Raw genomic sequence first — 21,151 nt, 5'->3', positions numbered from 1 at the left:
ACTTGTTTTACCTCGTTTCAATACCGCGCAGTGTAGAGCCTGGGCGGGTTGATGTAAAACTTTGTTCGCCCCAGGAAGAAGGCTCGTGTATACTCCTCACCCTTATTAAAGTCCCTTTCAAAATCGCATCGGTGCTTTACAAAGCAGCAGCATTTGCAGTAAAATTCCGCACCATTTTGAAATAAGCTGGCGTTGATGCCAGCGGCAAACCGAATTTATTAAAGGTGAGAGTTACATGCCGGTAATTAAAGTACGTGAAAACGAGCCGTTCGACGTAGCACTGCGTCGCTTCAAACGTTCATGCGAGAAAGCAGGTGTTCTGGCTGAAGTTCGTCGTCGTGAGTTTTATGAAAAACCAACGACCGAACGTAAGCGCGCTAAAGCTTCCGCTGTGAAACGTCACGCGAAGAAACTGGCTCGCGAAAACGCACGCCGTACTCGTCTGTACTAATCTGTTGAGGGCCAACGCCCTCAATTGACAGACAGAGTAGTAGTCGTAAGGCCGTGCTTCCGGAAGGAATGCGCGGCTTGTTTTCGTTTATAAGTCGCTTAAATTTTTGGGGCATATGGCCGGAAGAATCCCACGCGTTTTCATCAATGACCTGCTCGCCAGAACCGACATCGTCGATCTCATCGACGCGCGGGTAAAGCTGAAAAAGCAGGGCAAGAACTACCATGCGTGCTGTCCGTTCCATAACGAAAAAACCCCCTCCTTCACCGTAAACGGTGAAAAGCAGTTTTACCATTGCTTCGGCTGCGGCGCACACGGTAATGCCGTCGATTTTTTAATGAACTACGACAAGCTCGAGTTCGTTGAAACCGTCGAAGAACTGGCGGCGATGCATAATCTTGAAGTGCCGTATGAAGCAGGCAGTGGGCCAAGTCAGATCGAGCGCCATCAGCGGCAAACGCTGTATCAACTGATGGATGGCCTGAATTCGTTTTACCAACAGTCTCTTAAGCACTCTGCGGCTGAGCCTGCGCGTCAGTATCTGAACAAGCGCGGACTGAGCGACGATGTGATTGCGCGTTTCGCTATTGGTTACGCCCCGCCCGGCTGGGACAACGTGTTAAAGCGTTTTGGCGGCAATAGCGAAGATCGTAAATCCCTCATCGACGCAGGCATGCTGGTCACTAACGACCAGGGACGAAGCTACGACCGCTTCCGTGAACGGGTGATGTTCCCGATCCGCGACAAGCGTGGCCGGGTAATTGGTTTTGGTGGTCGCGTGCTGGGTGATGCCCTGCCGAAATACCTCAACTCTCCGGAAACCGATATTTTCCATAAGGGCCGCCAGTTGTACGGTCTTTATGAGGCGCAGCAGGACAATGCGGAACCTCCGCGTCTGTTGGTCGTCGAAGGCTATATGGACGTCGTTGCGCTGGCGCAGTACGACATTAACTACGCGGTTGCGTCGTTAGGTACGTCCACCACTGCCGATCATATTCAACTGCTGTTCAGGGTGACCAACAACGTCATCTGCTGTTACGACGGTGACCGAGCCGGACGAGACGCCGCCTGGCGAGCGCTGGAAACCGCGCTGCCGTATATGACCGACGGACGTCAGCTACGCTTTATGTTCCTGCCCGACGGTGAAGACCCGGATACGCTGGTGCGTAAAGAGGGCAAAGCGGCATTCGAAGCGCGGATGGAGCAGGCACAGCCGCTCTCGACGTTTCTGTTTAACAGCCTGATGCCGCAGGTGGATTTGAGTACCCCTGACGGGCGCGCGCAGCTCAGTACCCTGGCGCTGCCGTTAATCAGCCAGGTGCCCGGCGAAACGCTGCGCATCTACCTGCGTCAGGAATTAGGCAACAAGCTCGGCATTCTGGATGACAGCCAGCTTGAACGTTTAATGCCTAAACAGGCTGAAAACGGCACGGTTCGCCCCGCGCCTCAGCTAAAACGCACAACCATGCGTATACTGATAGGGTTACTGGTGCAAAACCCCGAACTTGCTCCGCAAGTGCCGTCGCTGGCGGGTTTGAACCACGAAAAGTTGCCCGGACTTGGCTTATTTTCAGAACTGGTCAACACGTGTTTGTCTCAGCCAGGTCTGACCACCGGACAACTTTTAGAGCATTATCGCGGCACAAAAGAGGCCGCTACCCTTGAAAAACTGTCGATGTGGGACGATATAGCAGATAAGGAAATTGCAGAAAAAACGTTCACCGACTCGCTCAACCATATGTTTGATTCGATGCTTGAGTTGCGCCAGGAAGAGTTGATAGCTCGCGAGCGCACCCATGGCTTAAGCAGCGAAGAACGCCGGGAGCTCTGGATGATTAACCAGGAACTGGCGAAGAAATAAAAAATTTAACGGCTTAAGTGCCGAATATCGATCGGGAAGCCCCCGGCAGCCGCACTGAGAGGCAGCGGCAAAAATATAAGTACGCCCTCGCTTTAAAGGTTGGCAGCACCATCGCCGACACCAATCAAACGAATTAAGTGTGGATACCGTCTTATGGAGCAAAACCCGCAGTCACAGCTGAAACTTCTTGTCCAACGCGGTAAGGAGCAAGGCTATCTGACCTATGCCGAGGTCAATGACCATCTGCCGGAAGATATCGTCGATTCAGACCAGATCGAAGACATCATCCAAATGATCAATGACATGGGCATTCAGGTGATGGAAGAAGCACCGGATGCCGATGATCTGTTGCTGGCTGAAACCTCCAACAACACTGACGAAGATGCGGAAGAAGCTGCTGCACAGGTCCTGTCCAGCGTGGAATCTGAAATCGGGCGTACCACTGACCCGGTCCGCATGTACATGCGCGAAATGGGTACCGTTGAACTGTTGACCCGCGAAGGCGAAATTGACATCGCAAAACGCATCGAAGACGGGATCAACCAGGTTCAGTGCTCTGTTGCCGAATACCCGGAAGCGATTACCTATCTGCTGGAGCAGTACGATCGCGTTGAAGCGGAAGAAGCGCGCCTGTCTGACCTGATCACCGGTTTTGTCGACCCGAACGCTGAAGAAGATATGGCGCCTACCGCCACTCACGTCGGTTCTGAGTTGTCTCAGGAAGAGATGGATGACGACGAAGATGAAGATGAGGAAGAAGACGACGACAGCGCGGACGATGACAACAGCATCGACCCGGAACTGGCGCGCGAGAAGTTTGCCGAGCTGCGTACCCAGTATGAAGTAACGCGTGACACCATCAAAGCGAAAGGCCGCAGCCATGCCGCCGCTCAGGAAGAGATCCTGAAGCTGTCTGAAGTGTTCAAACAGTTCCGCCTGGTGCCAAAACAGTTCGACTACCTGGTAAACAGCATGCGCGTGATGATGGATCGCGTACGCACCCAGGAACGCATCATCATGAAGCTGTGCGTTGAGCAGTGCAAAATGCCTAAGAAGAACTTCATCACCCTCTTCACCGGCAACGAAACCAGCGAAACCTGGTTCAACGCGGCTATCGCGATGAACAAGCCGTGGTCTGAAAAACTGCACGACGTGAAGGACGATGTCTATCGCGGTCTACAGAAGCTGCAGCAAATTGAAGAAGAGACCGGCCTGACCATCGAGCAGGTCAAAGACATCAACCGTCGTATGTCCATCGGTGAAGCGAAAGCGCGCCGTGCGAAGAAAGAGATGGTTGAGGCGAACTTGCGTCTGGTTATCTCTATCGCCAAGAAATACACCAACCGCGGTCTGCAGTTCCTGGATCTGATTCAGGAAGGCAACATCGGTCTGATGAAAGCGGTAGATAAGTTTGAATACCGTCGTGGTTACAAGTTCTCTACTTACGCGACATGGTGGATCCGTCAGGCGATCACCCGCTCTATCGCGGACCAGGCACGCACCATCCGTATTCCGGTTCATATGATTGAGACCATCAACAAGCTCAACCGTATCTCCCGCCAGATGCTGCAGGAGATGGGCCGCGAGCCTACGCCGGAAGAGCTGGCCGAGCGCATGCTGATGCCGGAAGACAAGATCCGTAAAGTGCTGAAGATCGCCAAAGAGCCAATCTCCATGGAAACACCAATCGGTGACGATGAAGATTCGCATCTGGGGGATTTCATCGAGGATACCACCCTCGAGCTGCCGCTGGACTCGGCTACAACCGAGAGCCTGCGTGCCGCCACTCACGACGTTCTGGCTGGCCTGACCGCCCGTGAAGCAAAAGTGCTGCGTATGCGTTTCGGTATCGACATGAATACCGACCACACGCTGGAAGAAGTGGGTAAACAGTTCGACGTGACACGCGAACGTATCCGTCAGATCGAAGCGAAGGCGCTGCGTAAGCTGCGTCATCCAAGCCGCTCTGAAGTGCTGCGTAGCTTCCTGGACGACTAATCCTGATAAACAGCAAAAAGCTCCCAATCGGGAGCTTTTTTTTTGTTTATTCCCTCTCCCCATGGGAGAGGGCCAGGGTAAGGGCATCAGGCCGCAAAGGAGCTAAAGCCCCCGCACCATCAGCGCCTCATCCAGCTCCCGATACGCCTCTACCAGCTTGTCCAGCGTTGCCCTGTTGAGCCCGCTCGGGTTCGGCAAGACCCACACCTGCGTAACGCCAATCATGATGCTCTGCTTGCCCCACTTAGCCCCGCGCTGGCTGAACGCCTGCTCGTAGGCCTGCTTACCGAGGATCGCCAGCGCGGCCGGCTGGTAGTCTTCAATCTTCTTCACCAGCTCCCGCCCGCCGCTGCGCAGTTCATGCAGGTTGACCTCGCTTGCCTGTACCGTCGGCCGCTCTACCAGCATGGTGATCCCGCAGCGCGTGTCCAGCAGGTGCTGCTCCTCTTCAGGCTTGAGTAACCTGTCGGTAAACCCGGCCTGATAGATCACCTTCCAGAAGCGATTGCCCGGATGGGCGAAGTGAAAACCGGTGTGCGCCGAGGACTTACCCGGGTTGATTCCGCAAAACACCACCCGCAGGCCAGGGGCCAGAATGTCGTTGATCATCTTTACTCCCGCTGATACGTCGTTATGGAAGTATAAAGGATTGATAATGCGTTGTTTATAAAAACAGCAGGCAGGTGTGAATGGCTGGATTGCTGCGGGGAGTTACTTTATAATTCACCGCCACGGCCCCTTAGCTCAGTGGTTAGAGCAGGCGACTCATAATCGCTTGGTCGCTGGTTCAAGTCCAGCAGGGGCCACCAAATTTTAGATGTAGAATCAAAGAATTAAGCCACTCGATTGAGTGGCTTCTTTATTGGTTTTTTATGAGCCGGTGGTACCGCCGTTAACCGTGACTCATCGAAGCCGTTCGGACACGTTCAGAGGCGCCAGGAGTTGCAATCAGACGCTCCACGGATTCCATCGTCACGAACGTACAGCTGCAGTCCACATTGGTGCACTGATGATAGCGCTCTTTGGTGTTTTCACTTAAATAGCGACTGGTACGCGCATGCGCTGAATGCTTGCACTTAGGACAATGAAACATATACCCTCCGTTTAATTCACTTTATGTGAATCAATGATACTCAAAAACAACGTAATGGCAAATGAATTACTCTCTATCCACAGAAAATTTTTCGTCGGTGACGTTCAGCTCAAGGTTCAGCTGCGTGGTAAATCCACTCCCGCTCAGCGTATGAACCACTTCGCTGATGATCCACGCCTGCTCGTCAATGACTCGTTTAAAGCCGTTAACCAGCACCGGCGTTTCGGGAAACAGATCGGCTCGCCCCAGCGCCAGCTGGATAGAAAATTTCACGGTTCCCCGCTGAAGCGCGCGCCACTTCGCCTCCGCAGCCCTGAGCGCCTGCTCTTCAGACGCATACACCGTAGCAAGCTCAAACACGTTCTCCGCCGATCCCACCAGCCTCTCTTGCGGCTTCGGCTCCATGCCTTTAGCTCCCGACGCGGCGGCATCCGGATGCTGTAGCACCTCTGTGGGCTGCCCCCCAATCTGGCGATTAATACTCAATTGAGGATTTTGCTGTTTTGGATCGCGCGTTTGCAGCCATTTGGCCGTCACGCCGGAATAACTTTCACGGTCGGCGACGGAAAAAAGGTGCCGATCGCCATCCCCACGTTCAATCATCATTAAGGGAATCGCTGTGCCGCTGGCCGTCACGGCCTGGCCCGCTTTCATGAAAATGACCTTCCCGGCTTTGATGGAAACAAATGCACCATTGCGTTCGGCCAGGCGGGTGAGAAACGCCGCGTCAGTCTCCTGAGACTGGTCAATATGAGAAATGGCAATGGATGAAAGCCCAGCCGCAACGCTTGTGGTCAACTGGTTCCGCTGAGCGATAGTAGTGACTATCGCGCCGATCGTCGTGTCATGCCACGACTGTTCGCGCCGCACGTTTAGCTTCCCACGAAAATCCGCGCTGCATCCCCGAATGGTCAGGGTATCCGGCGCCCCCCGAAATTCAATTGTGTCGATCGTGAAGTTCCCTTTCGGCTGGAGCGGAGCTCCCTCCCACCCCAGCCATAAGGAGAGCGTTGCTCCCCGGGCTGGCAGGTCTAACAGCCCATCGGAATCATCCAGTTGAATATCCAGCTGATCGGCTTCCAGCCCACGTTTGTCGGTCATGGATAAACTGATAAGGCGGTGGCTGAAATTTTGCGTGATATCACGGTCGTTAAGCTTAAGCATAAAGTCAGGGGCGATTTTGCCGCCCGCCCGGATATTCATCTCGGCGATCATCCCACCAGCCCTCCAATGCTATTACGTGCGCTAGTCACCAGCTCTTCAGCCTGCGTTCTCAGATCGCCAAACATCTTCATCAGCGATTCGTCCACGCGTTTTAGCGACAGGGAAAATTCAATTTTTCGCGCGGTACCATCACTGTAAAAATCCGAATGCGTGTGCGTGACTTTCTCAATGATAAACATGCCGTGAATGATGCCGGTACCATCTATCAACGGCCATGCCCGCCCTTCATTCGCCATCAGCTCAACCGCCTTGAGAGAAAGCCGCCCTCCCGTGAGCTCCGGGTAAAGTACTCCGGTGAGGCTAAAGGAGGTCTCACCTTCGCCAAGATATTGCCAGGCTTTGGGTTTCCCGATGCGATCGTTGGACGCCCAGCGGTAGTCCTTTGTAAACTGCATTGTCTGATACGGTAAGGTTCGTCGTTCAAAGACAAACAGACCCAGCACCATTAACATTTTCTCTCTCCTCAACCAAACATAAAGCTGGATTGCTGCCGTCTCGCTTTATCCTGTTCAATGTTATCTATTGCCTCCCGGATTTGACGCGTCAGATCCATCCCGGAGGCCGTGCCTCCCTGCAGGGTAATGTTGTACTCGCTTTTACTCTGATCGACGTAAGAGCGTCCCCCTGTGGCGATGGTTGGTTGATACCCCTGGTAACCGCCATAGGTCCCCGTACCCGGAATATAAGAGCTGCCCACAGGAGAGGATGCCGCTTCTGCTTTTGCCGCAGCGGAGTCGAGATTCCCCGACTCGTTTTTGATAAGACCGAGTTTCTCCAGCAGCCAGCTGGCCTTGCCGCTCAGGCTGTTAAAGAGATCAAGCGGTGCCGTTAACGCATCGCCCAGCGCCTGCCCAAAAATCACGCCAGCATTTTTACAGCCATCCAGCGTTTCCTGCGTCGCCTTGATCGGCGCAACCAAATCGGTGAACCACTGCCAGATACCGCCCAGCTTCTCCGAGATAGCATCAAATACCGTTATCACCGGTGAGAACAGCGCCCCCAGCGGTGCGAAGGCCGTCGAAAGCCCTTCCATCACCCCGCCAAAGAAGGCGCTGATGGGTTCCCAGTATTTAAAAATCAGCAAGGCTCCGGCGGCAATCGCCGCGCCAAGGGCAATCACCGGCCAGCTAAGGGCACCCAGCACCGTCATGATGGTGCCCCCCACTACGCTGAACACCGTTCCCAACATCCCGGCCGCGGTGATGATCATATTGACGCCCGTCAGAACCGGGGCGATAACCGTTCCTACGCCGCCCAGTACGCCAGCAAATGCCTGCGCGCCGACAACAATGCTGGCGAGGGTCTGCGTCAGCTCAGGGTTGGCATTCACCCAACGGGAGGCCGTGCTGAGCCAGCCGGTTGCGGTTGTTATCAGGTTGCGCAGAGCGCCATCCGCTTTATCAAATACATCAATCTTTAACCCGCTCCACGCAGCCTGGAATCGGTTGATATCGCCGTCAATATTATCGGTCTGAACGGACGCCGTGAGTGCGGTACTGCCCTTTGCTCCCAGCAGCTGCTTACGTTTTTCATCAAGCGATCCATCACCCGCGGCGGAAACCAGCGCCCCTGCGGCTTTTATGGCATCCGGCGTCTGAACATGGCGCAACATCGCGCTGAGCGCGTCCCCGGCGGCGGCACCGTACATCCCCTTTTTCGCCAGAACGCCAAGCCGCGCCGTTGTCTCTTCAAGCCCCATACCAGCGGCGTCCGCGGCTGGCGCAGCGGCGTTCAGGGCCGCCGCCATATCAGCGAGGCTGGTATTCGAAGAGGTAAAACCGCGCGTAAGCACGTCTGCGATGCGTCCGGCATCTGCATCTGCCAGGTTATACGCGGCCTGCGTGCTGCTGAGAATATCGGCCGCTTTTGCAGCGTCGATATTCCCCGCCTGACTGAGGTAGATCGTTGGCACAGTGGCCGCAAGCACTCCATCGGCGTCATAGCCTGAACGGGCCAGTTCGCTCTGTGTCCGGACGACCGCATCCGCAGGCGTTCCGGTGCTAACACTAACTTCCCGTGCCTGCCGGCGAATGGCCTCAAGCCGGAGGTCTCCCTTCTCCAGGCCAAGGTTTGCCTGAATGGCAGACATCTGTTTTTCAAAACTGATGCCTGGCGCCATAAAGCGGGACGTCTGGTCAAAGCCCGCTTTTGCCATACTCACGCCCGCATTAGCCAGTTGCTGCACTCGCGAGATAGCGCGCTTGCCTGACTCGTAGCGGTTCTGAACGGTACTCAGCCGCTCCTGCTGCTGGTTGACGCGGGCCAGCGCATCCCGCTGCCGGTTAAGCTGCTGCGTTTTTTCGCTGATGTTGGTTCGTAGACGACGCTCGTCCGACGAGAGCGTACGCGTGTTTATCCCCGCCTGTGCGAGCTCAGCACGTTGACGCTGTACCGAGTAGCGTAAGCTGTTGTACTCAAGCTTAAGATCGGCTGCCGATTTTCGGGCCGCGGACAGCGCATCAGCCTGTACCTGGGTTGGGTTTTGCGTTTTTTTAAACTGCACCGCCAGCGCCGCTGCCTGCTGTTTCGCCTGAGCAAGGGACTGCTCCGCCATGGCGAGCTGGCCGTTTGCTTTCCTGAAGCCGTTGATACGCCCCGCCTGCTCATCGAGTGCCCCGAGCGCCACCTGCGCATCGCGGATATCGTTCGCGAGAGTGAGGCTGGCGTTATGGAGAGCGTTAAGCGGTCGGGTTGCCCGGTCGACAGCCTTAAGCAATTCCTGAAGTCTGACATTATTACTCATGGTGGTTTCCGCTTCGCTGCAGCGCTTTTTCGCGCCATAAGAGGAGTTCGGTCACGCTCAGGGTGTACAGCTCTGACGGCGGCCAGTGAAATATCACCGCGATATCCGCCATCAGATCGTCGACCGACAGATTTTCAGGAAATTTCAGCGAGCCGAAGCCGGTGACAAAAAACCGATCACCTTGCCAGCAAAAGAGAGCAGATCGCAGGCATCCAGGCGCGCAACCTCATGCTCGGTCAGGGCTGGCGAGGTCATTCGCGGCAGCACCTTGATCAGCGCATCTACGTCAGATTGCGCCAGCGACGCCAGCGATACCCCTCGCAGGGTCCCTGCATTCGGTTTTGAAACGGTCACCTTTTCAATTTTTTGCTCACCTCGCTGAACGGGGCTATCAAGCGTGACGATATGTGGATTTTCATTCATGGCGATCTCGTTGGTATTTTCCATTTCGTTACTCTTCACAAAGTTAACTTACCGGCCGGCGATCCCGGCCGGTTAAAGGGCTACAGGCCGATGGCCTTACGGTGTTCTGCCAGGCGATCGACACCATCGACTTTCAGCACCATGTTGATGATGTCGATTTCGATGATCTCTTTGCCATCAATGGTCAGCTGGTAGTAGGCGCACTCGGTGGACATTTTGGTGGTGCCGCTCTCGCCCTGCTTGTTTTCACCACCATCAAACTCTTTATGACGACCGCGCATGACGATTTCGACGGCGGAAATTTCGCCGGTGTCATCGCGCTGATAAGAGCCGGTAAAGCGCAGCGGCACGCTGTCCGCGCCCGGAGAGGCATACTGCGCCCACAGAGCGGCGTCCGGCAGCCCGCCAACGGTCCACTCCAGCGCCAGGGCATCATCGTCCAGGCCGAGATCGACAGAGACCGAGCCGGGCATACCGCCGCCGCGATACTTCTCCAGCTTGCGGGTAAGCTTCGGCAAGGTGACGGACTCAACAACGCCCATGTAGCTCAGGCCATCGTTGAACATATTCAGATATTTCAGTTTGCGTGGTAACGCCATGCTTCAGCTCCTTAGCTATTAACCGAATCTGACAGGTCTGCCAGATAGGTATCGGTGATGCGCTGGCGCAGGGTCAGATTTTCCAGCGGCGGGACAGGGGTGTAGTCATAATCGATATACAGTTTCCCCGCTTTCAGGGTTGATGCGTCGTTCGACTCAGGGTCATACCAGCAGGAGCCGTCGACGATATAGCCGTTGGTTTTCAGCTCGCGGAACTTGGCATTAATACCGGAGACGATGTCGCGGATAAGCGTTGGCGTGATGGGTTTATCCATCGCCCACGCGTGCGCTTCCGCCATGGTATCGGCCAGCACCTGCGCGGTACGGGTGTAGTTTTCAAAGACGAATAACGGATCGTCTGAGCAGGTGCGGTTACCCCAGAATTTGAAGCCGTCGTTGCGAATCAGCGTGGTGACGCCAGCCTGGTTAAGCAGGTTCGCGTCGGTGGCCTGTTCCTGCAGATCCCAGGAGACCGAAGCGCTTACGCCAGTGACGCCGTTAACGCCAACGTTTGACAGGGTTTTATGCCAGCCCATTGTCTGATCGATTTTGGCACGCAGGCCAAGCGCACGGGCGGTCGCCCAGGCCATTGTCGTCGCATTCGTAGTGGTATCCCACGCCAGAAAATCAGGGTGGATAACCATCAGCTCGCGCTGGCTAAAGTTTTTGCGGTAGTTGATCGCCTCAGAAATGGTTTTGCACCCCCATGCGCTGACATAGCCAAACGCGCGCAGGCTCTGGCACGTGGCGGCCAGAGCGGTCGCGACTTCCTGAGAGTCCAGCCCCGGTACGCCGAGAATGCGTGGCTTAACGCCGGTCACCGTTTTCGCCGTGAGAAGCGCCTTCAGACCGGTGTATTTACCGTTTTCATCAGTGGTACCGATGATGTTGGAAACGGTCTGTTTGCGGGCCTCTTCCGGGGTCTCTGCAGTGCCTTCAGCCACGCGAACAACCACAACAACCGGTTTACACTGGTCGGCGATCGCCTGCAGAGAAGCGGACAGCGTCCCCGCCTTGCCGGCTTTCGCAATCGCAGTTTGTACGTTAGTAATGAGCACGGGCTCGTTTAAAGGAAATGTCTTGTCGTCAGCATCGCTGGCCGTACAGACCATGCCGATGATTGCCGTCGAGACGGTGGAAATGGTGCGGGTGCCATCGTTGATTTCGATAACTTCCACGCCGTGGTGATAGTCGCCCATCCGGTTAACTCCTTCGTTTAGTGGTGAGGCTATTGTCTGTGGAGCGCGCGATTGATGCGACGTATTGGGGTTGGGGAAAGGATTACACAACAAACGAAAAGCCCTCCGGAAGGAGGGCTTGGGGTCAGGCAGGGAGTTCGGGCCAGTCGATATCAGGGGCAGTACTGAGATCCAGCCGGTTTAGCGTCACCCGGTAGCGCTTCCAGAGTAACAACGTGGCAGCTTCCTCGTTTGTTGCAATGCCGAGCTCGAAAGCATCCTGGAGGGGGGCAATAACATCCGAAGCTTCGGCAAGCAATTCACCTCTTCTGGTTTCCGCCTGTTGAATTAATTCCTCCCGGGTCAACTGGCGTGGAATAATTTTAGTGTCATTCCATACCCACTCACCGTGTATATTCAGCCCTTCGGGCACTTCTGTTGGATCGACTTCTGAAACTGACATCCCCAGAGGAAAAAGGCGATCAGCATCATTACTAAAAGAGCGAATAATATTATTTTTGTCGTAGCAAATTTTCAGTGTTTCAGGCTGAAATCGTGACATATGGTAATACCAGTCAAGCCCCTCATCTGACTGAAGAAATATAGCATTAAACAAAAACTCTTTGTATTTTGGTTCATATTGAATGAAATTTTTAAGGGTAATCATGCTGTATGACCTACGGTAATCCATCCGATATTAGACATGTACTTCTGAATTGGGCGATAGAAAATGGTATCGCCACCGGGGTTATCACCTTCAAAGTTGTAGCCTGTCATAGCACATCCAGGAGGCACACGCTGCCAGGCATTTTTTACAATCGTAAATGCTCCCTCCGCCCCCATGGCAACATCCCGGACAAAGTATTGCAGTGTCCAGTCCTGTCGTGCATAAGGGCTTAAATCCTGCTGAGGGGGTGGATTGTTTGATGAGTAAACTCGTACTCTGCCACCAGATTCAAATACACCTTGCCCTGAATAGATATTTCCACTATTCGCAATCGCTCCATCAGGAGCAACTGTTGCCAGAAGATGATTATTCATCAAAATAGCGAAGCCGGTAACGTCGGTTCCTCCCCCTCTCGTCAGACCGATAGCCATTGAATTGTCATACCATTCAAACACCGCGCCAGAGACAATCCCACCCACACCAGGCTGAGCACTTACAAGTGTCGCTGTGTTTCTTTCAGATGGCAGCGTGCCCACACTTCTAAACCTGAATGTGCCGTTATAACCTCCGCCATTCGCTGATACCGCGCCAACCTCGTCAGGGGTGGGTTTATTTACGGTATCATACTGTTTTGTCCATGGTGACCACATACCGCTGTACAGCGTACGGATATATGAACGAGATCCAACGTATATCCGGTAAACCTGCGTAATACCTGCGTGTTTAAAAATCTCAAGCGCCCCGGCAACAGCCTCAGGATAGTTTTTCCCGGTTTGCGCCTGCGCGTTTGAGGGCTGATAATACAGTCCCGGTGTGGTGTAGGCATTCAGATCAGCAGCATTACCTATTTCCACAGCCTGAGTATTAAAAATATCCTGGGCGGTGATACTGATATCTTCCGTCAGAATATGTCCGTTAACCTTTCTTCCTGATGGCACACGGCCATTAGCATTATCGTTAGCAGCCTTAACCGCTTTCGGCGTCGCCGCCAGCACTTCTGAGGAGCTATCAGTCGCACTACTAAGCTGAGTAAACCCTTTAGCCGTTAGCGTTGCATCAGGATGGCGACGAGACTGCTCATGTTCTTCAAGCTTCTCATCAACGTACTCCTGGGTCGCCATTACCGTAGACGTATCTATCGAGAGTTCGACTGACTCAATGTCGCTTACCATGATGACCATACGCACGGTCTGCGCACGTCCGGATCCTTCCGCCAACAACGGCTTATAGCTTTCAGCCATGTTCCCAACGGCAATCAGTGTCCCGGTGTCATCATAGAGGCCCATTTCTCGCATCCAGAAACCACCGGTTTCAGGCGGAATGAGCAGCTCCGCGATCACATAATTTTGATGCTTGTTATCCTGGCTGATTTTATTCAGCGCATGGCGCCAGACTTCATTAACCAGCTTCGTCTGCCCGGCATCAGGCACCGGCAACGTGCCACCACCGTCACCCACCGCCATCGCCGTAAAATTCACTTTCTTGCCGTTCGGGACGGTCGCTGCAGCCAGTTTTTCGGCACCGGCTTTGGTGATAACCGTTTTATATTTCACTGTCATTGTGCTCTCACTTATCCGGGATAAACCGTGATGATGTCGCCGTCATAGCCCAAGGCGCCGGTATAGAGATAACCCGGAATGTCCTGGATGATATTCAGGCCAATAAGGTGGCGGCTGGCAGGCTTTGCATCAGCAACCAGCCTCTCCATTTCGTAATACATTTCCTCGTTAATACCGGTGTCCAGCACGCCAATATCAAGGCGGAAAGTGCCGGGCGGATCGTTGGTTTCCCACCACTCGGTGACGTTAATCAGATAGCCAAGCGGCTCCACCACGCGACGCACGGCGCCAATCGTCCCTTTGTGGGCATGGATAAACCACGCCGCGCGGATCACGTCCCGCTTGGTGGCTTCCGGCCAGCTCTCGTCCCAGCGGTCAACCGAAAATGCCCATGCCAGCCACGGCAGCAAATTCGCCGGGCAGGTATCCACATTCCAGAGGTGGCGCAACGGAACGGGCGTATTTTCGATGTCCGCACAGGCGCGCGCTGCCGCGACCTCAAGGGGCGATGAGCCAACCGGTAAAAGGCGGGTGTTACTCATCGTTCCCTCCCACGGTTACGCTGTAGTGGCTGCACCATGAGGCCTGGGTTTCATCAAGCACGATGTCAGCCGCGGGTGCGGTCAGTTCCACCCGCTGCACCCCTTCTACGTGAAGAGCGGCATAAATGGCGGACTTGCGAATATCGCGTCCAAGACGATGCTGAGCCGTGATATAGGCCTGTAACCGGGTTCTTGCCGCGTTGAGTACCGGCTCGCTTTCGGGGCCGGGAAAAAGGAAAAGCGATGCTTCGATGCTGTAATCAACTATTTTGGCCGACTGGACGGTAACGCGGTCGGCAACCGGCCTGATGTCTTCATCGTTTAGGGCGTTACGAACAATAGCGATCAGCTCTTCAGACGCTATGCCGTTATTCTCCCGGGAGAGTACGGAAATCGTGACGTTCGCCGGCTGCGGGCTGATGACGGAGATGTCCGCTACCCGGCCATCGGCACTGCGGCCATGGAACTGGTACGCGCCCGTCGAACCGGCCACGCTCAGCCCTTCCGGCGCCTGCTGGATGCGCAGACGAAAATCGGTATCGGACTCCATCACAGCCGGCGTGGGTGGGAACGTGGTGTCGTCGGCAGGGGCGATCACCAGACGCGCAAGATTAGCGTTTGCCCCAATCTGGTCCAGATCGCTGCCCGCTGCATAGGCCAACATGACCGCACGCGCGGCCTCGTTAACCCGCTGACGCCACATGACTTCCCGGTAGGCATTCTCCTGCAGGAGCTTCACAATCGGCTCTGACTCCAGCGTCAGCGTCCGCGCAATCGCCTCTCGTTCCTCTTCGGGATAGAGCGAGACAAAGGTGGCCTTTCGTTCTGCCAACAGCGTTTCATAATCCACCTCTTCCACGACATCAGGCGCGGCGAGCTGGCTCAGATCAACAATAGCCATAGCGTTTAACTCAGTGAAATGGTGATAGAAAAGGATTGTCCGGAGGTCGGGCGCGTGCCGGTGATATCGACATACAACGTCCCGTCGTTCTCCGAACGCTCGAAAGTGATTGCCGTCAGGCTTATCCGCGGCTCCCATTTCTGGATGGCGGAATAGCATGCGGACATGATTTGCAGACGCAGCGCAGGGCTCTGCGGCCTGTCGATCATCGCCGCCAGCAGCGAGCCGTAATCCCTGCGCATGACCCGCGAGCCAATCGGCGTGACCAGAATGTCGCGCACGCTTTGCCGGATGTGTTCAGCTTCTGAAATGCTCAGCCCGGTCTGCCTGTTCATTCCCCTGTATCGCACCGTCATTGTGTCCCCTTAGTCCAGCTTCCGCCGCTTTGCACGCTGCCGTGCGCGTGGTTGTCCACCTGCACCCCGTTGGAGGTGAATTTACCGCCGGAATGCTCAATATTTCCGGCCATCACACCGCCCTGCTGCACTTCAAGAGAGGCGGTAATTAACTTGTTGGTACACACCACTTCAGGCGTATCCAGCGTGATGCGGGAAGTTGACGTCACCCGCACCTCCGGCACGGTGGCGGTCAGCGATTCCGAGGCGGTAATGTCGGCCGTTTTAATGCCAGTAACCGTCAGCGCCCCGCGTCCGGGTTCGTACTCAATCACCGCGCCGTCAGGGAACGATACATGGAGCGCGTCAGACGACCCGGACGGGGCCGGATGGTCGTCCGAGAAAATGCCGGGCAGCACAAAGGCGGTATCAAGCTCGCCGCCGATGGCCAGCAGCAGCACCTGCTCGCCCTCGGAAGGCGCCCACCAGACGCGCGAACGTCCCGCACGACAGGTTAGCCAGTTCAGCCAGGTAGTTTTCATCCCGCCGGTCTGGACACGACATAGCCCCCTGTTGAGGTCAACATCGGTCACAACACCGATACGAATCAGATTGCGGATCGCGCGAGCGATACCGTTAATGGAAGTTAATGTATTCATGAGAAGAGAATGCCGTTCAGAGAGAACGGCAGCAACGAGACGGGGTTTTATGCGGGATGAAACAACACGCTGTACAGACAGCGGGCTCTCGGCGTGGGGGAACTTACGCCTCCCACTGGCTGACCAGCTCACCGTTGATGTACAACGACGTCGGACGCGTGACGGGCTCCGGCAGCGGCGGTTCGGGGGAATACGTCGCGTGCAGAGCGCCCTGCTCCTGTGCAACAAGCATGCGCTCGGTTAATTGCAAACTGACGCTGATATCCATCGTATCGTCATCGTTTAAGACGATCGTGAAGGAACATCCGTTTTTACGGCCTTCATCAAGGGTAAAAATGTCCGGCTGGTTCTCCCGAAGCCAGGCCAGCACGGGAACGAAAAATCCCTCGCTGTCGCCGGTGAAACCGCTGACCTTTGCAATCAGCTCATAGTGCTTTTCAAAGGAGAGCGAGGAGGCCAGGCGGGCGTCAATATGGCCGTTTCCGACCGACATCTGCAGGCGCTCCGGGCTGGCGTTCAGTTGGGGGATGGCGTCAATTAATGCCTGGCGCAGGCTCTTGAGTTTGTGCATCGAATTTATCCTGACAGTTTTTAATGGTTTCAACCTGCAGCGCGCAGGCGATAAGGGCATACTCAAGCCTGCGAATATCCGCGCTGAGATCGCCGTTAGTGGCGGGTTCGCTGCCCGGCATCGGGCAGAGGCTCACCTTCGGGCAGGCGTGGTAAACAATGGGCTGCGGAGGCGCAGGCCGTGCGGGTGTGCAACCTGCGGATAGCATCAGGCAGCCGAGCGTTATACCAGCGGCGTAACGCTTCATTTTCATTAAGTAATCTCCCGATAGTCGCTTCCCGTTTCGCGCTCTCCTCACCCGCAGTGACAAGCGCCTCACGGAGCCTGACCTGGGCGTTTTCGTTTGATCGGGCAATCCGTTGCGACAGGGACAGCTGATGGTTAAGCGTGGCGAGGGCATTTTTTTGCTCGCTGGCGACCCGGTTAGCCGTAGCTAAGGAACGGGACAGGGTCAGGTTGTCATGACGGAGCCACAGCGTGATGGCCAGCAGTCCGGCCAGCGCCAGCATGAGGGCTCTCATGGCAACCCCTTCGTGCACCATGCCTTCTCGCGGACACGGCGATTTTCGAGCCCGGTATTTTTAACGCCGTTGACGTACACCCAGCGGGTAAGCTGCTCGCACGCCTGTGACCACTGTTTACGCTTGATAAAGGACACCAGCGTCGAACGGCAGGCAGCGCCTGCGCCGACATTAAACGTGAAGCTCACCAGCGCGTCGTAGACCCGAGGCGGCATCTCCACCGGCGCGCACGCCGCCAGCCGCCGCTCCACGTTGAGCACATCAGCGACCAGGTTTGCCGCGACCTCGCGTTCGGTAATGTCCCGCGTGGGCACAACGTTTGCCGTGTGGCCAATGCCTGACGTCCACACCCCGGCACTACACCGGTAGGGCGTGAGGCGGCATCCTTCAAGATCGGCAATCAACGCCAGCCCCTCCGGAGACGTTTTCAGTAACCGAAAATCAGGCATCAGCACCGCCAGGGCCAGCACGCCGGCGACGCTGCAACGCTTAATGATTGAGTTCACGAATGCTCTTCTTATCGAGGCCAAGAGATTTGAGATAGCGCCAGGTTTTTCGCTTAAACCAGTAATTCGTCAGCGCGGTAAAAATGGCGCAAAGACTTCCCACGTACAGCGCGACTTTGTCAGGAGACATCGCCCCGAACCAGGCCAGCGCCACGGCCAGCCAGTAGGCGATAAACGTGGTGATTTTCTCCAGGCTCAGTCCCATAGGTTTACGGATTCTTTTGTGGGGGCGCTATCCACCTCCGGTATCTCTACCGGCGTTCCGTGAGGCAAGATAACCCCTAACTCCGCGAGGCCAGAGTTGGCCTTCAGAACGGCTTCAACGACGCCAGCCGTGCGCCCATAAAAGCGGGCGCAAACGGCATCAAGCGTGTCCCCCTGCATTGCATAGATCTTCATCAGTCGCTCCCAACATCCGGTTTCCAGGTACTGAAGAGTTTCCCGGGCCAGCAGGCTTTTCGCTATCGCTGACGGATGGACGCTCGCGGACACAACAAACCATCCGAGGGAAGCGAAGCGCGGTTCAATGGGAACGTAAAAATCTAATGAGGGTGTTCGGTCCGGGTAATAAAACCGGGTTTAGCGCCAGCTCTCGTCTTCCCAGACTTCCCGGAGAATAGTGTCCAGCGCCTCGCGATCGGCCTCTTTTTCAAGCCCCTGGAGCTCTACCCCCGTCACCGAGCCTACTCTCACGGTCACCCTCGTTGACGGAAACAGGGACCCGATTCTGCGGGTCAGTTCGCACTGAAAGGCTTCGGCGACGGACTGGCCAGCCAGCCGATCTTTAGCGAGAGTAATGTTCACCCGAACGTTACTCTCTTTTTTGATTCGTTCCGGAACAGGCGATGCCGAGAAAACAACGGTAAAGGCGTTGTTCTTGATTAAATTTCCCCGCGCAATCTCAGCAATCAAATTCAGGGCAATCTCACGATCTCTTTCCTGACACGTTCCTTCTGTCGTCAGCCGAGCAATCATCTCGACTCGTTCAATCATGACCTGCTCGTTCAACTCTCTGTCCACACAACCTCCACCACGAGATACTGTATAAACATACAGTAGCATGTATTCATAAAAAGAGTGAAGCGAAAAATCAGAACCTTTAACGGTATGTACATGATATCGATAAAGATTAGCGTACTCGCCTGGTTAACAAATCCGTTAAATACCCAATACGTTCAAGGATTTTCCGCGCCTTTTCCTGATAAGAACACGCTGCAGGAAATAGCGTTCCGTCAGCTGCGCCCCTGCACCATTTGTCGTTAAAACGGCTAACGCCTCCGGCCATAAGATGCAGGGCCTCGCCCCGGCTGATGGCTATCCCGGTGGCGAGCCGTATCTCGTCAATCACCTTCTCTGGTACCCCGTTCTGCGGGTCGCTCGCGAAGACGATGGGCGACGTAGCGCCGGGGCGGATGAATTTGATGCGTTCGGTTAATGCCCGTCTCGCACGCCGGCTTAGGGGCTGAGACAGATCGTCCTGCGTACAGTTATTGACAGAACTCCGAGAGGGCTCAGGCGCATTCTTAATTTCCGAGGCCCTCTTCGGCACAATTTTCCACTGGGTGAGCCGGGTGACAATCGGGCTGCCCGCGCCGACGGCGGAGTCGTACACGCCACGAATACGGACCGTTTCCTCGCCGTACTGGTTAAACCCGGCGCGCGGTCCATACAGCGTGCGCACCTGTAAATCATCGCGACGGACAAACGGCCCTCCCTGCGCAGTAACGTAACCCGCCCAGTCACCGGCGTCGGCGGCATCATGGACGGCGGCAAACTCAACGCTCAAGCCGCGCGCGGCCTCAGTATCCGCCATACGTCGCAGCTCGCGGTAGACCGTTACCGGCGCGCCGCCGATGAACTGAAACTGACGAATGTGCCAGCGTCCCGCCCAGGCCGAAACGGCGGACGCCGTCTCCTTCAGAAGCCCGCCGCTTTCGTTATCGGTCTCGCCATCGAGCGCATAGCCGTCGATATTCTTTGAGATGTATTTGGCTATGTAACCGGTAGCACTGCCTTTCTTAGGATCGATCGCTTCCGCGTGAAAGCGCGCTCTTATGGCACTTTCGCTCTGCAGTTCAACAGCATCCTCCTGCCGCGCGTAATCCCCGATAATCTGGCGAACGCAGTCAACATCTCCCGGCAGCATAAACATCAGCATGTGCCAGTGGGGCGTACCGTCGTGATGGGGTTCCGCAACGCGGATACCAAAAATACGTCGCCCGTCCCGGTGGAGTTTTGCCCGGATACGTGCCCAGAGACGGGTAAAGTAGCCTTGCGTATCCGCCGGGCTGGCCCCGTTCCACTTAGCGTTGGAGTAGCCCGATTTCACGGTCGCGTGATACTGCGCGGGCGCGGTTAAGGTATAGAACTCGCCCACGTAGCCCAGCGCCTCACAGATATTTTCAAAACCGCGGATGCGGGTCATTAGTTCACAGCGGCGTATCGCCGGGTTAGACACCGAGGTATCGTATTTTTCAATCAGGCTGATGCGGTTGCCCTCTTCATCTTCAAGCTCCATGCCCTTGAGAAATTCGCGGGTGCGGCGCTTCTGCTCGCGCCACTCGGTCACGCAGCGCCTGCTCGCATACGCCGTTCTCTTTTTGCTGACGTTGCCGAGGGCAATCTGCAAATGCTCGCGCCAGGCCGCCGCGATACGGCGCAGGCGCCCGCGCCACCACACCTCGGAAAACATGCGGATCACCGCCGAGGCAACGTCATCTTTGTTGAAAAACGTCTTTGACACCCGTTCCCAGTGGGGAGGCGAAACGTTGAACTGCCGGGCGATCAGTCCGGCGCGCTGGTACCAGACGTAAAGCGTCCGGTATTCGCCCATCTCAGCATCGTTAATATTCGCCAGCTCGCCGCGAATAAAGCTGGCGATATCTGCGGCCAGCAGGTCGATGTCCGCGCGGGACATATCCGGAAGACGGTTATAGCGCGTAACCAGCTCAACCATCCTCGAAGCGAGGTATTGCAGAATCTGGGTGTCGAAATGGTCATTAAACACGGCCCTGGAGACCGTATTGTGCAGGCCCTTGCAGGCATAGCGTTCAGAGACCAGACGCAGGCGAGGCAACATCCTTTTGCAGAAGCGGATCGAGAAAGCATTAGCCTTCAGGCTGCCCTGATGCTGCTCGAGGGCGTCAATCGTGCGCCAGACCTCGAAGCGCACGCAGTCAGGCTGCTGTGAGAGGGCAATTCTTGCCTGCTGCAGCGCCGCGAAGAGGCGATCGCGACGCTGCTGTTGGGTGTGCGTGAGGTAAGGGCTGGCAATGGCCGACCGTGGAGCGTTCCACGGATAAGCAAATGACGTCGCCAAC

At 55.7% G+C, this 21,151-nt stretch carries 26 protein-coding genes and 1 tRNA gene; 4 read left to right on the top strand and 23 right to left on the bottom strand.

What is annotated here, in order from left to right; genetic code table 11:
- The first annotated feature begins 235 nt into the window (after nt 1-235).
- The 3 genes from rpsU to rpoD all read left to right on the top strand — a co-directional run bounded on the left by rpsU (nt 236) and on the right by rpoD (nt 4,310).
- A complete protein-coding gene (gene rpsU / locus IM299_RS05910) occupies nt 236-451 on the top strand; it encodes a 30S ribosomal protein S21 (RefSeq protein WP_001144069.1) in 216 nt (71 codons plus the stop codon).
- A gap of 115 nt (nt 452-566) precedes the next feature.
- A complete protein-coding gene (dnaG, locus tag IM299_RS05905) occupies nt 567-2,312 on the top strand; it encodes a DNA primase (RefSeq protein ID WP_028014472.1) in 1,746 nt (581 codons plus the stop codon).
- Between the two features lie 153 nt (nt 2,313-2,465).
- The gene (rpoD, locus tag IM299_RS05900) at nt 2,466-4,310 is read left to right on the top strand and encodes an RNA polymerase sigma factor RpoD (protein WP_028014473.1); all 1,845 of its coding nucleotides are present in this window, start codon (nt 2,466-2,468) and stop codon (nt 4,308-4,310) included.
- A 102-nt stretch (nt 4,311-4,412) separates the two neighbouring features.
- Here the strand turns inward: rpoD and mug are convergent, their stop codons facing one another.
- Nucleotides 4,413-4,919 carry a G/U mismatch-specific DNA glycosylase gene (gene mug / locus IM299_RS05895; protein ID WP_008503183.1) on the bottom strand — a complete coding sequence of 169 codons (507 nt, stop codon included), beginning with the start codon at nt 4,917-4,919 and terminating at the stop codon, nt 4,413-4,415.
- Nucleotides 4,920-5,043: 124 nt separating this feature from the next.
- On the opposite strand from mug, the gene IM299_RS05890 reads away from it, so the two are divergent.
- Nucleotides 5,044-5,119 (top strand) — tRNA-Ile (locus tag IM299_RS05890).
- A gap of 83 nt (nt 5,120-5,202) precedes the next feature.
- Here the strand turns inward: IM299_RS05890 and IM299_RS05885 are convergent.
- From IM299_RS05885 to IM299_RS05785, 22 genes are all read right to left on the bottom strand, one after another.
- A complete protein-coding gene (locus IM299_RS05885; RefSeq protein ID WP_045631357.1) occupies nt 5,203-5,403 on the bottom strand; it encodes an ogr/Delta-like zinc finger family protein in 201 nt (66 codons plus the stop codon).
- A gap of 66 nt (nt 5,404-5,469) precedes the next feature.
- Nucleotides 5,470-6,618, bottom strand: a complete 1,149-nt coding sequence (locus IM299_RS05880) for a phage late control D family protein (protein ID WP_041908058.1) — start codon at nt 6,616-6,618, stop codon at nt 5,470-5,472.
- Nucleotides 6,615-7,079, bottom strand: coding sequence for a phage tail protein (locus IM299_RS05875; RefSeq protein ID WP_041908056.1), 465 nt, complete (start codon nt 7,077-7,079; stop codon nt 6,615-6,617). The genes IM299_RS05880 and IM299_RS05875 overlap by 4 nt, the downstream gene beginning before the upstream one ends.
- Nucleotides 7,080-7,090: 11 nt before the next feature.
- A complete protein-coding gene (locus tag IM299_RS05870; protein WP_193357153.1) occupies nt 7,091-9,370 on the bottom strand; it encodes a phage tail tape measure protein in 2,280 nt (759 codons plus the stop codon).
- Complete coding sequence (locus IM299_RS05865; RefSeq protein ID WP_041908052.1) at nt 9,363-9,482, bottom strand: GpE family phage tail protein; 120 nt, start codon at nt 9,480-9,482, stop codon at nt 9,363-9,365. The genes IM299_RS05870 and IM299_RS05865 overlap by 8 nt, the downstream gene beginning before the upstream one ends.
- Nucleotides 9,483-9,514: 32 nt before the next feature.
- The gene (locus IM299_RS05860) at nt 9,515-9,817 is read right to left on the bottom strand and encodes a phage tail assembly protein (RefSeq protein WP_041908050.1); all 303 of its coding nucleotides are present in this window, start codon (nt 9,815-9,817) and stop codon (nt 9,515-9,517) included.
- 56 nt (nt 9,818-9,873) lie between these two features.
- Nucleotides 9,874-10,392, bottom strand: a complete 519-nt coding sequence (locus IM299_RS05855; protein WP_023309235.1) for a phage major tail tube protein — start codon at nt 10,390-10,392, stop codon at nt 9,874-9,876.
- Between the two features lie 11 nt (nt 10,393-10,403).
- Complete coding sequence (locus tag IM299_RS05850) at nt 10,404-11,591, bottom strand: phage tail sheath protein (protein WP_048958915.1); 1,188 nt, start codon at nt 11,589-11,591, stop codon at nt 10,404-10,406.
- A 124-nt stretch (nt 11,592-11,715) separates the two neighbouring features.
- A complete protein-coding gene (locus tag IM299_RS05845) occupies nt 11,716-12,237 on the bottom strand; it encodes a tail fiber assembly protein (RefSeq protein ID WP_193357152.1) in 522 nt (173 codons plus the stop codon).
- Complete coding sequence (locus IM299_RS22850) at nt 12,234-13,796, bottom strand: phage tail protein (protein ID WP_065366020.1); 1,563 nt, start codon at nt 13,794-13,796, stop codon at nt 12,234-12,236. The genes IM299_RS05845 and IM299_RS22850 overlap by 4 nt, the downstream gene beginning before the upstream one ends.
- A gap of 11 nt (nt 13,797-13,807) precedes the next feature.
- Nucleotides 13,808-14,338 (bottom strand): phage tail protein I, encoded by a 531-nt coding sequence (locus tag IM299_RS05835; protein ID WP_041908042.1) that lies wholly within the window; start codon nt 14,336-14,338, stop codon nt 13,808-13,810.
- Nucleotides 14,331-15,239, bottom strand: coding sequence for a baseplate assembly protein (locus IM299_RS05830; protein ID WP_041908040.1), 909 nt, complete (start codon nt 15,237-15,239; stop codon nt 14,331-14,333). The genes IM299_RS05835 and IM299_RS05830 overlap by 8 nt, the downstream gene beginning before the upstream one ends.
- 5 nt (nt 15,240-15,244) lie before the next feature.
- On the bottom strand, nt 15,245-15,595 hold the full coding sequence (locus tag IM299_RS05825; protein WP_041908038.1) for a GPW/gp25 family protein: 351 nt from the start codon (nt 15,593-15,595) through the stop codon (nt 15,245-15,247).
- Nucleotides 15,592-16,233: a phage baseplate assembly protein V gene (locus tag IM299_RS05820; protein ID WP_193357151.1), complete on the bottom strand. Its 642-nt coding sequence runs from the start codon at nt 16,231-16,233 to the stop codon at nt 15,592-15,594. The genes IM299_RS05825 and IM299_RS05820 overlap by 4 nt, the downstream gene beginning before the upstream one ends.
- A 103-nt stretch (nt 16,234-16,336) precedes the next feature.
- Nucleotides 16,337-16,804, bottom strand: a complete 468-nt coding sequence (locus IM299_RS05815) for a phage tail protein (RefSeq protein WP_041908035.1) — start codon at nt 16,802-16,804, stop codon at nt 16,337-16,339.
- Nucleotides 16,767-17,012 carry an Rz1-like lysis system protein LysC gene (lysC, locus tag IM299_RS22845; protein ID WP_255518111.1) on the bottom strand — a complete coding sequence of 82 codons (246 nt, stop codon included), beginning with the start codon at nt 17,010-17,012 and terminating at the stop codon, nt 16,767-16,769. The genes IM299_RS05815 and lysC overlap by 38 nt, the downstream gene beginning before the upstream one ends.
- Complete coding sequence (gene lysB, locus IM299_RS05810) at nt 16,900-17,325, bottom strand: Rz-like lysis system protein LysB (protein WP_045631363.1); 426 nt, start codon at nt 17,323-17,325, stop codon at nt 16,900-16,902. The genes lysC and lysB overlap by 113 nt, the downstream gene beginning before the upstream one ends.
- Nucleotides 17,322-17,831: a lysozyme gene (locus IM299_RS05805; RefSeq protein WP_193357150.1), complete on the bottom strand. Its 510-nt coding sequence runs from the start codon at nt 17,829-17,831 to the stop codon at nt 17,322-17,324. Before IM299_RS05805 ends, lysB begins: the two co-directional genes overlap by 4 nt.
- The gene (locus IM299_RS05800; RefSeq protein WP_045260131.1) at nt 17,815-18,036 is read right to left on the bottom strand and encodes an HP1 family phage holin; all 222 of its coding nucleotides are present in this window, start codon (nt 18,034-18,036) and stop codon (nt 17,815-17,817) included. The genes IM299_RS05805 and IM299_RS05800 overlap by 17 nt, the downstream gene beginning before the upstream one ends.
- A complete protein-coding gene (locus tag IM299_RS05795) occupies nt 18,027-18,230 on the bottom strand; it encodes a tail protein X (protein WP_193357149.1) in 204 nt (67 codons plus the stop codon). Before IM299_RS05795 ends, IM299_RS05800 begins: the two co-directional genes overlap by 10 nt.
- A 180-nt stretch (nt 18,231-18,410) precedes the next feature.
- Nucleotides 18,411-18,851, bottom strand: a complete 441-nt coding sequence (locus IM299_RS05790; protein ID WP_193357148.1) for a DinI-like family protein — start codon at nt 18,849-18,851, stop codon at nt 18,411-18,413.
- 109 nt (nt 18,852-18,960) lie between these two features.
- Complete coding sequence (locus IM299_RS05785; RefSeq protein ID WP_193357147.1) at nt 18,961-21,150, bottom strand: replication endonuclease; 2,190 nt, start codon at nt 21,148-21,150, stop codon at nt 18,961-18,963.
- Between the last annotated feature and the right edge of the window lies 1 nt (nt 21,151).

The sequence above is a fragment of the Enterobacter cloacae complex sp. P47BA genome, from assembly GCF_014930485.1.
In the GTDB taxonomy this organism is placed as follows: Bacteria; Pseudomonadota; Gammaproteobacteria; order Enterobacterales; family Enterobacteriaceae; genus Enterobacter; species Enterobacter bugandensis.
Note: the sequence above shows the minus strand (reverse complement) of the source record. Positions and strands in the feature narration are given on the sequence as shown.

What these genes read in the sequence shown, in the direction of transcription:
- IM299_RS05835 (WP_041908042.1), bottom strand. Translation starts at nt 14,338, where the DNA reads ATGAGTAACACCCGCCTTTTACCGGTTGGCTCATCGCCCCTTGAGGTC.
- IM299_RS05885 (WP_045631357.1), bottom strand. Translation starts at nt 5,403, where the DNA reads ATGTTTCATTGTCCTAAGTGCAAGCATTCAGCGCATGCGCGTACCAGT.
- IM299_RS05850 (WP_048958915.1), bottom strand. Translation starts at nt 11,591, where the DNA reads ATGGGCGACTATCACCACGGCGTGGAAGTTATCGAAATCAACGATGGC.
- IM299_RS05860 (WP_041908050.1), bottom strand. Translation starts at nt 9,817, where the DNA reads ATGGAAAATACCAACGAGATCGCCATGAATGAAAATCCACATATCGTC.
- dnaG (WP_028014472.1), top strand. Translation starts at nt 567, where the DNA reads ATGGCCGGAAGAATCCCACGCGTTTTCATCAATGACCTGCTCGCCAGA.
- IM299_RS05845 (WP_193357152.1), bottom strand. Translation starts at nt 12,237, where the DNA reads ATGATTACCCTTAAAAATTTCATTCAATATGAACCAAAATACAAAGAG.
- IM299_RS05880 (WP_041908058.1), bottom strand. Translation starts at nt 6,618, where the DNA reads ATGATCGCCGAGATGAATATCCGGGCGGGCGGCAAAATCGCCCCTGAC.
- IM299_RS05800 (WP_045260131.1), bottom strand. Translation starts at nt 18,036, where the DNA reads ATGGGACTGAGCCTGGAGAAAATCACCACGTTTATCGCCTACTGGCTG.
- IM299_RS05795 (WP_193357149.1), bottom strand. Translation starts at nt 18,230, where the DNA reads ATGAAGATCTATGCAATGCAGGGGGACACGCTTGATGCCGTTTGCGCC.
- lysB (WP_045631363.1), bottom strand. Translation starts at nt 17,325, where the DNA reads ATGAGAGCCCTCATGCTGGCGCTGGCCGGACTGCTGGCCATCACGCTG.
- mug (WP_008503183.1), bottom strand. Translation starts at nt 4,919, where the DNA reads ATGATCAACGACATTCTGGCCCCTGGCCTGCGGGTGGTGTTTTGCGGA.
- IM299_RS05815 (WP_041908035.1), bottom strand. Translation starts at nt 16,804, where the DNA reads ATGCACAAACTCAAGAGCCTGCGCCAGGCATTAATTGACGCCATCCCC.
- IM299_RS05855 (WP_023309235.1), bottom strand. Translation starts at nt 10,392, where the DNA reads ATGGCGTTACCACGCAAACTGAAATATCTGAATATGTTCAACGATGGC.
- rpsU (WP_001144069.1), top strand. Translation starts at nt 236, where the DNA reads ATGCCGGTAATTAAAGTACGTGAAAACGAGCCGTTCGACGTAGCACTG.
- IM299_RS05830 (WP_041908040.1), bottom strand. Translation starts at nt 15,239, where the DNA reads ATGGCTATTGTTGATCTGAGCCAGCTCGCCGCGCCTGATGTCGTGGAA.
- IM299_RS05820 (WP_193357151.1), bottom strand. Translation starts at nt 16,233, where the DNA reads ATGAATACATTAACTTCCATTAACGGTATCGCTCGCGCGATCCGCAAT.
- lysC (WP_255518111.1), bottom strand. Translation starts at nt 17,012, where the DNA reads ATGCTATCCGCAGGTTGCACACCCGCACGGCCTGCGCCTCCGCAGCCC.
- IM299_RS22850 (WP_065366020.1), bottom strand. Translation starts at nt 13,796, where the DNA reads ATGACAGTGAAATATAAAACGGTTATCACCAAAGCCGGTGCCGAAAAA.
- rpoD (WP_028014473.1), top strand. Translation starts at nt 2,466, where the DNA reads ATGGAGCAAAACCCGCAGTCACAGCTGAAACTTCTTGTCCAACGCGGT.
- IM299_RS05825 (WP_041908038.1), bottom strand. Translation starts at nt 15,595, where the DNA reads ATGACGGTGCGATACAGGGGAATGAACAGGCAGACCGGGCTGAGCATT.
- IM299_RS05865 (WP_041908052.1), bottom strand. Translation starts at nt 9,482, where the DNA reads ATGGCGGATATCGCGGTGATATTTCACTGGCCGCCGTCAGAGCTGTAC.
- IM299_RS05875 (WP_041908056.1), bottom strand. Translation starts at nt 7,079, where the DNA reads ATGTTAATGGTGCTGGGTCTGTTTGTCTTTGAACGACGAACCTTACCG.
- IM299_RS05870 (WP_193357153.1), bottom strand. Translation starts at nt 9,370, where the DNA reads ATGAGTAATAATGTCAGACTTCAGGAATTGCTTAAGGCTGTCGACCGG.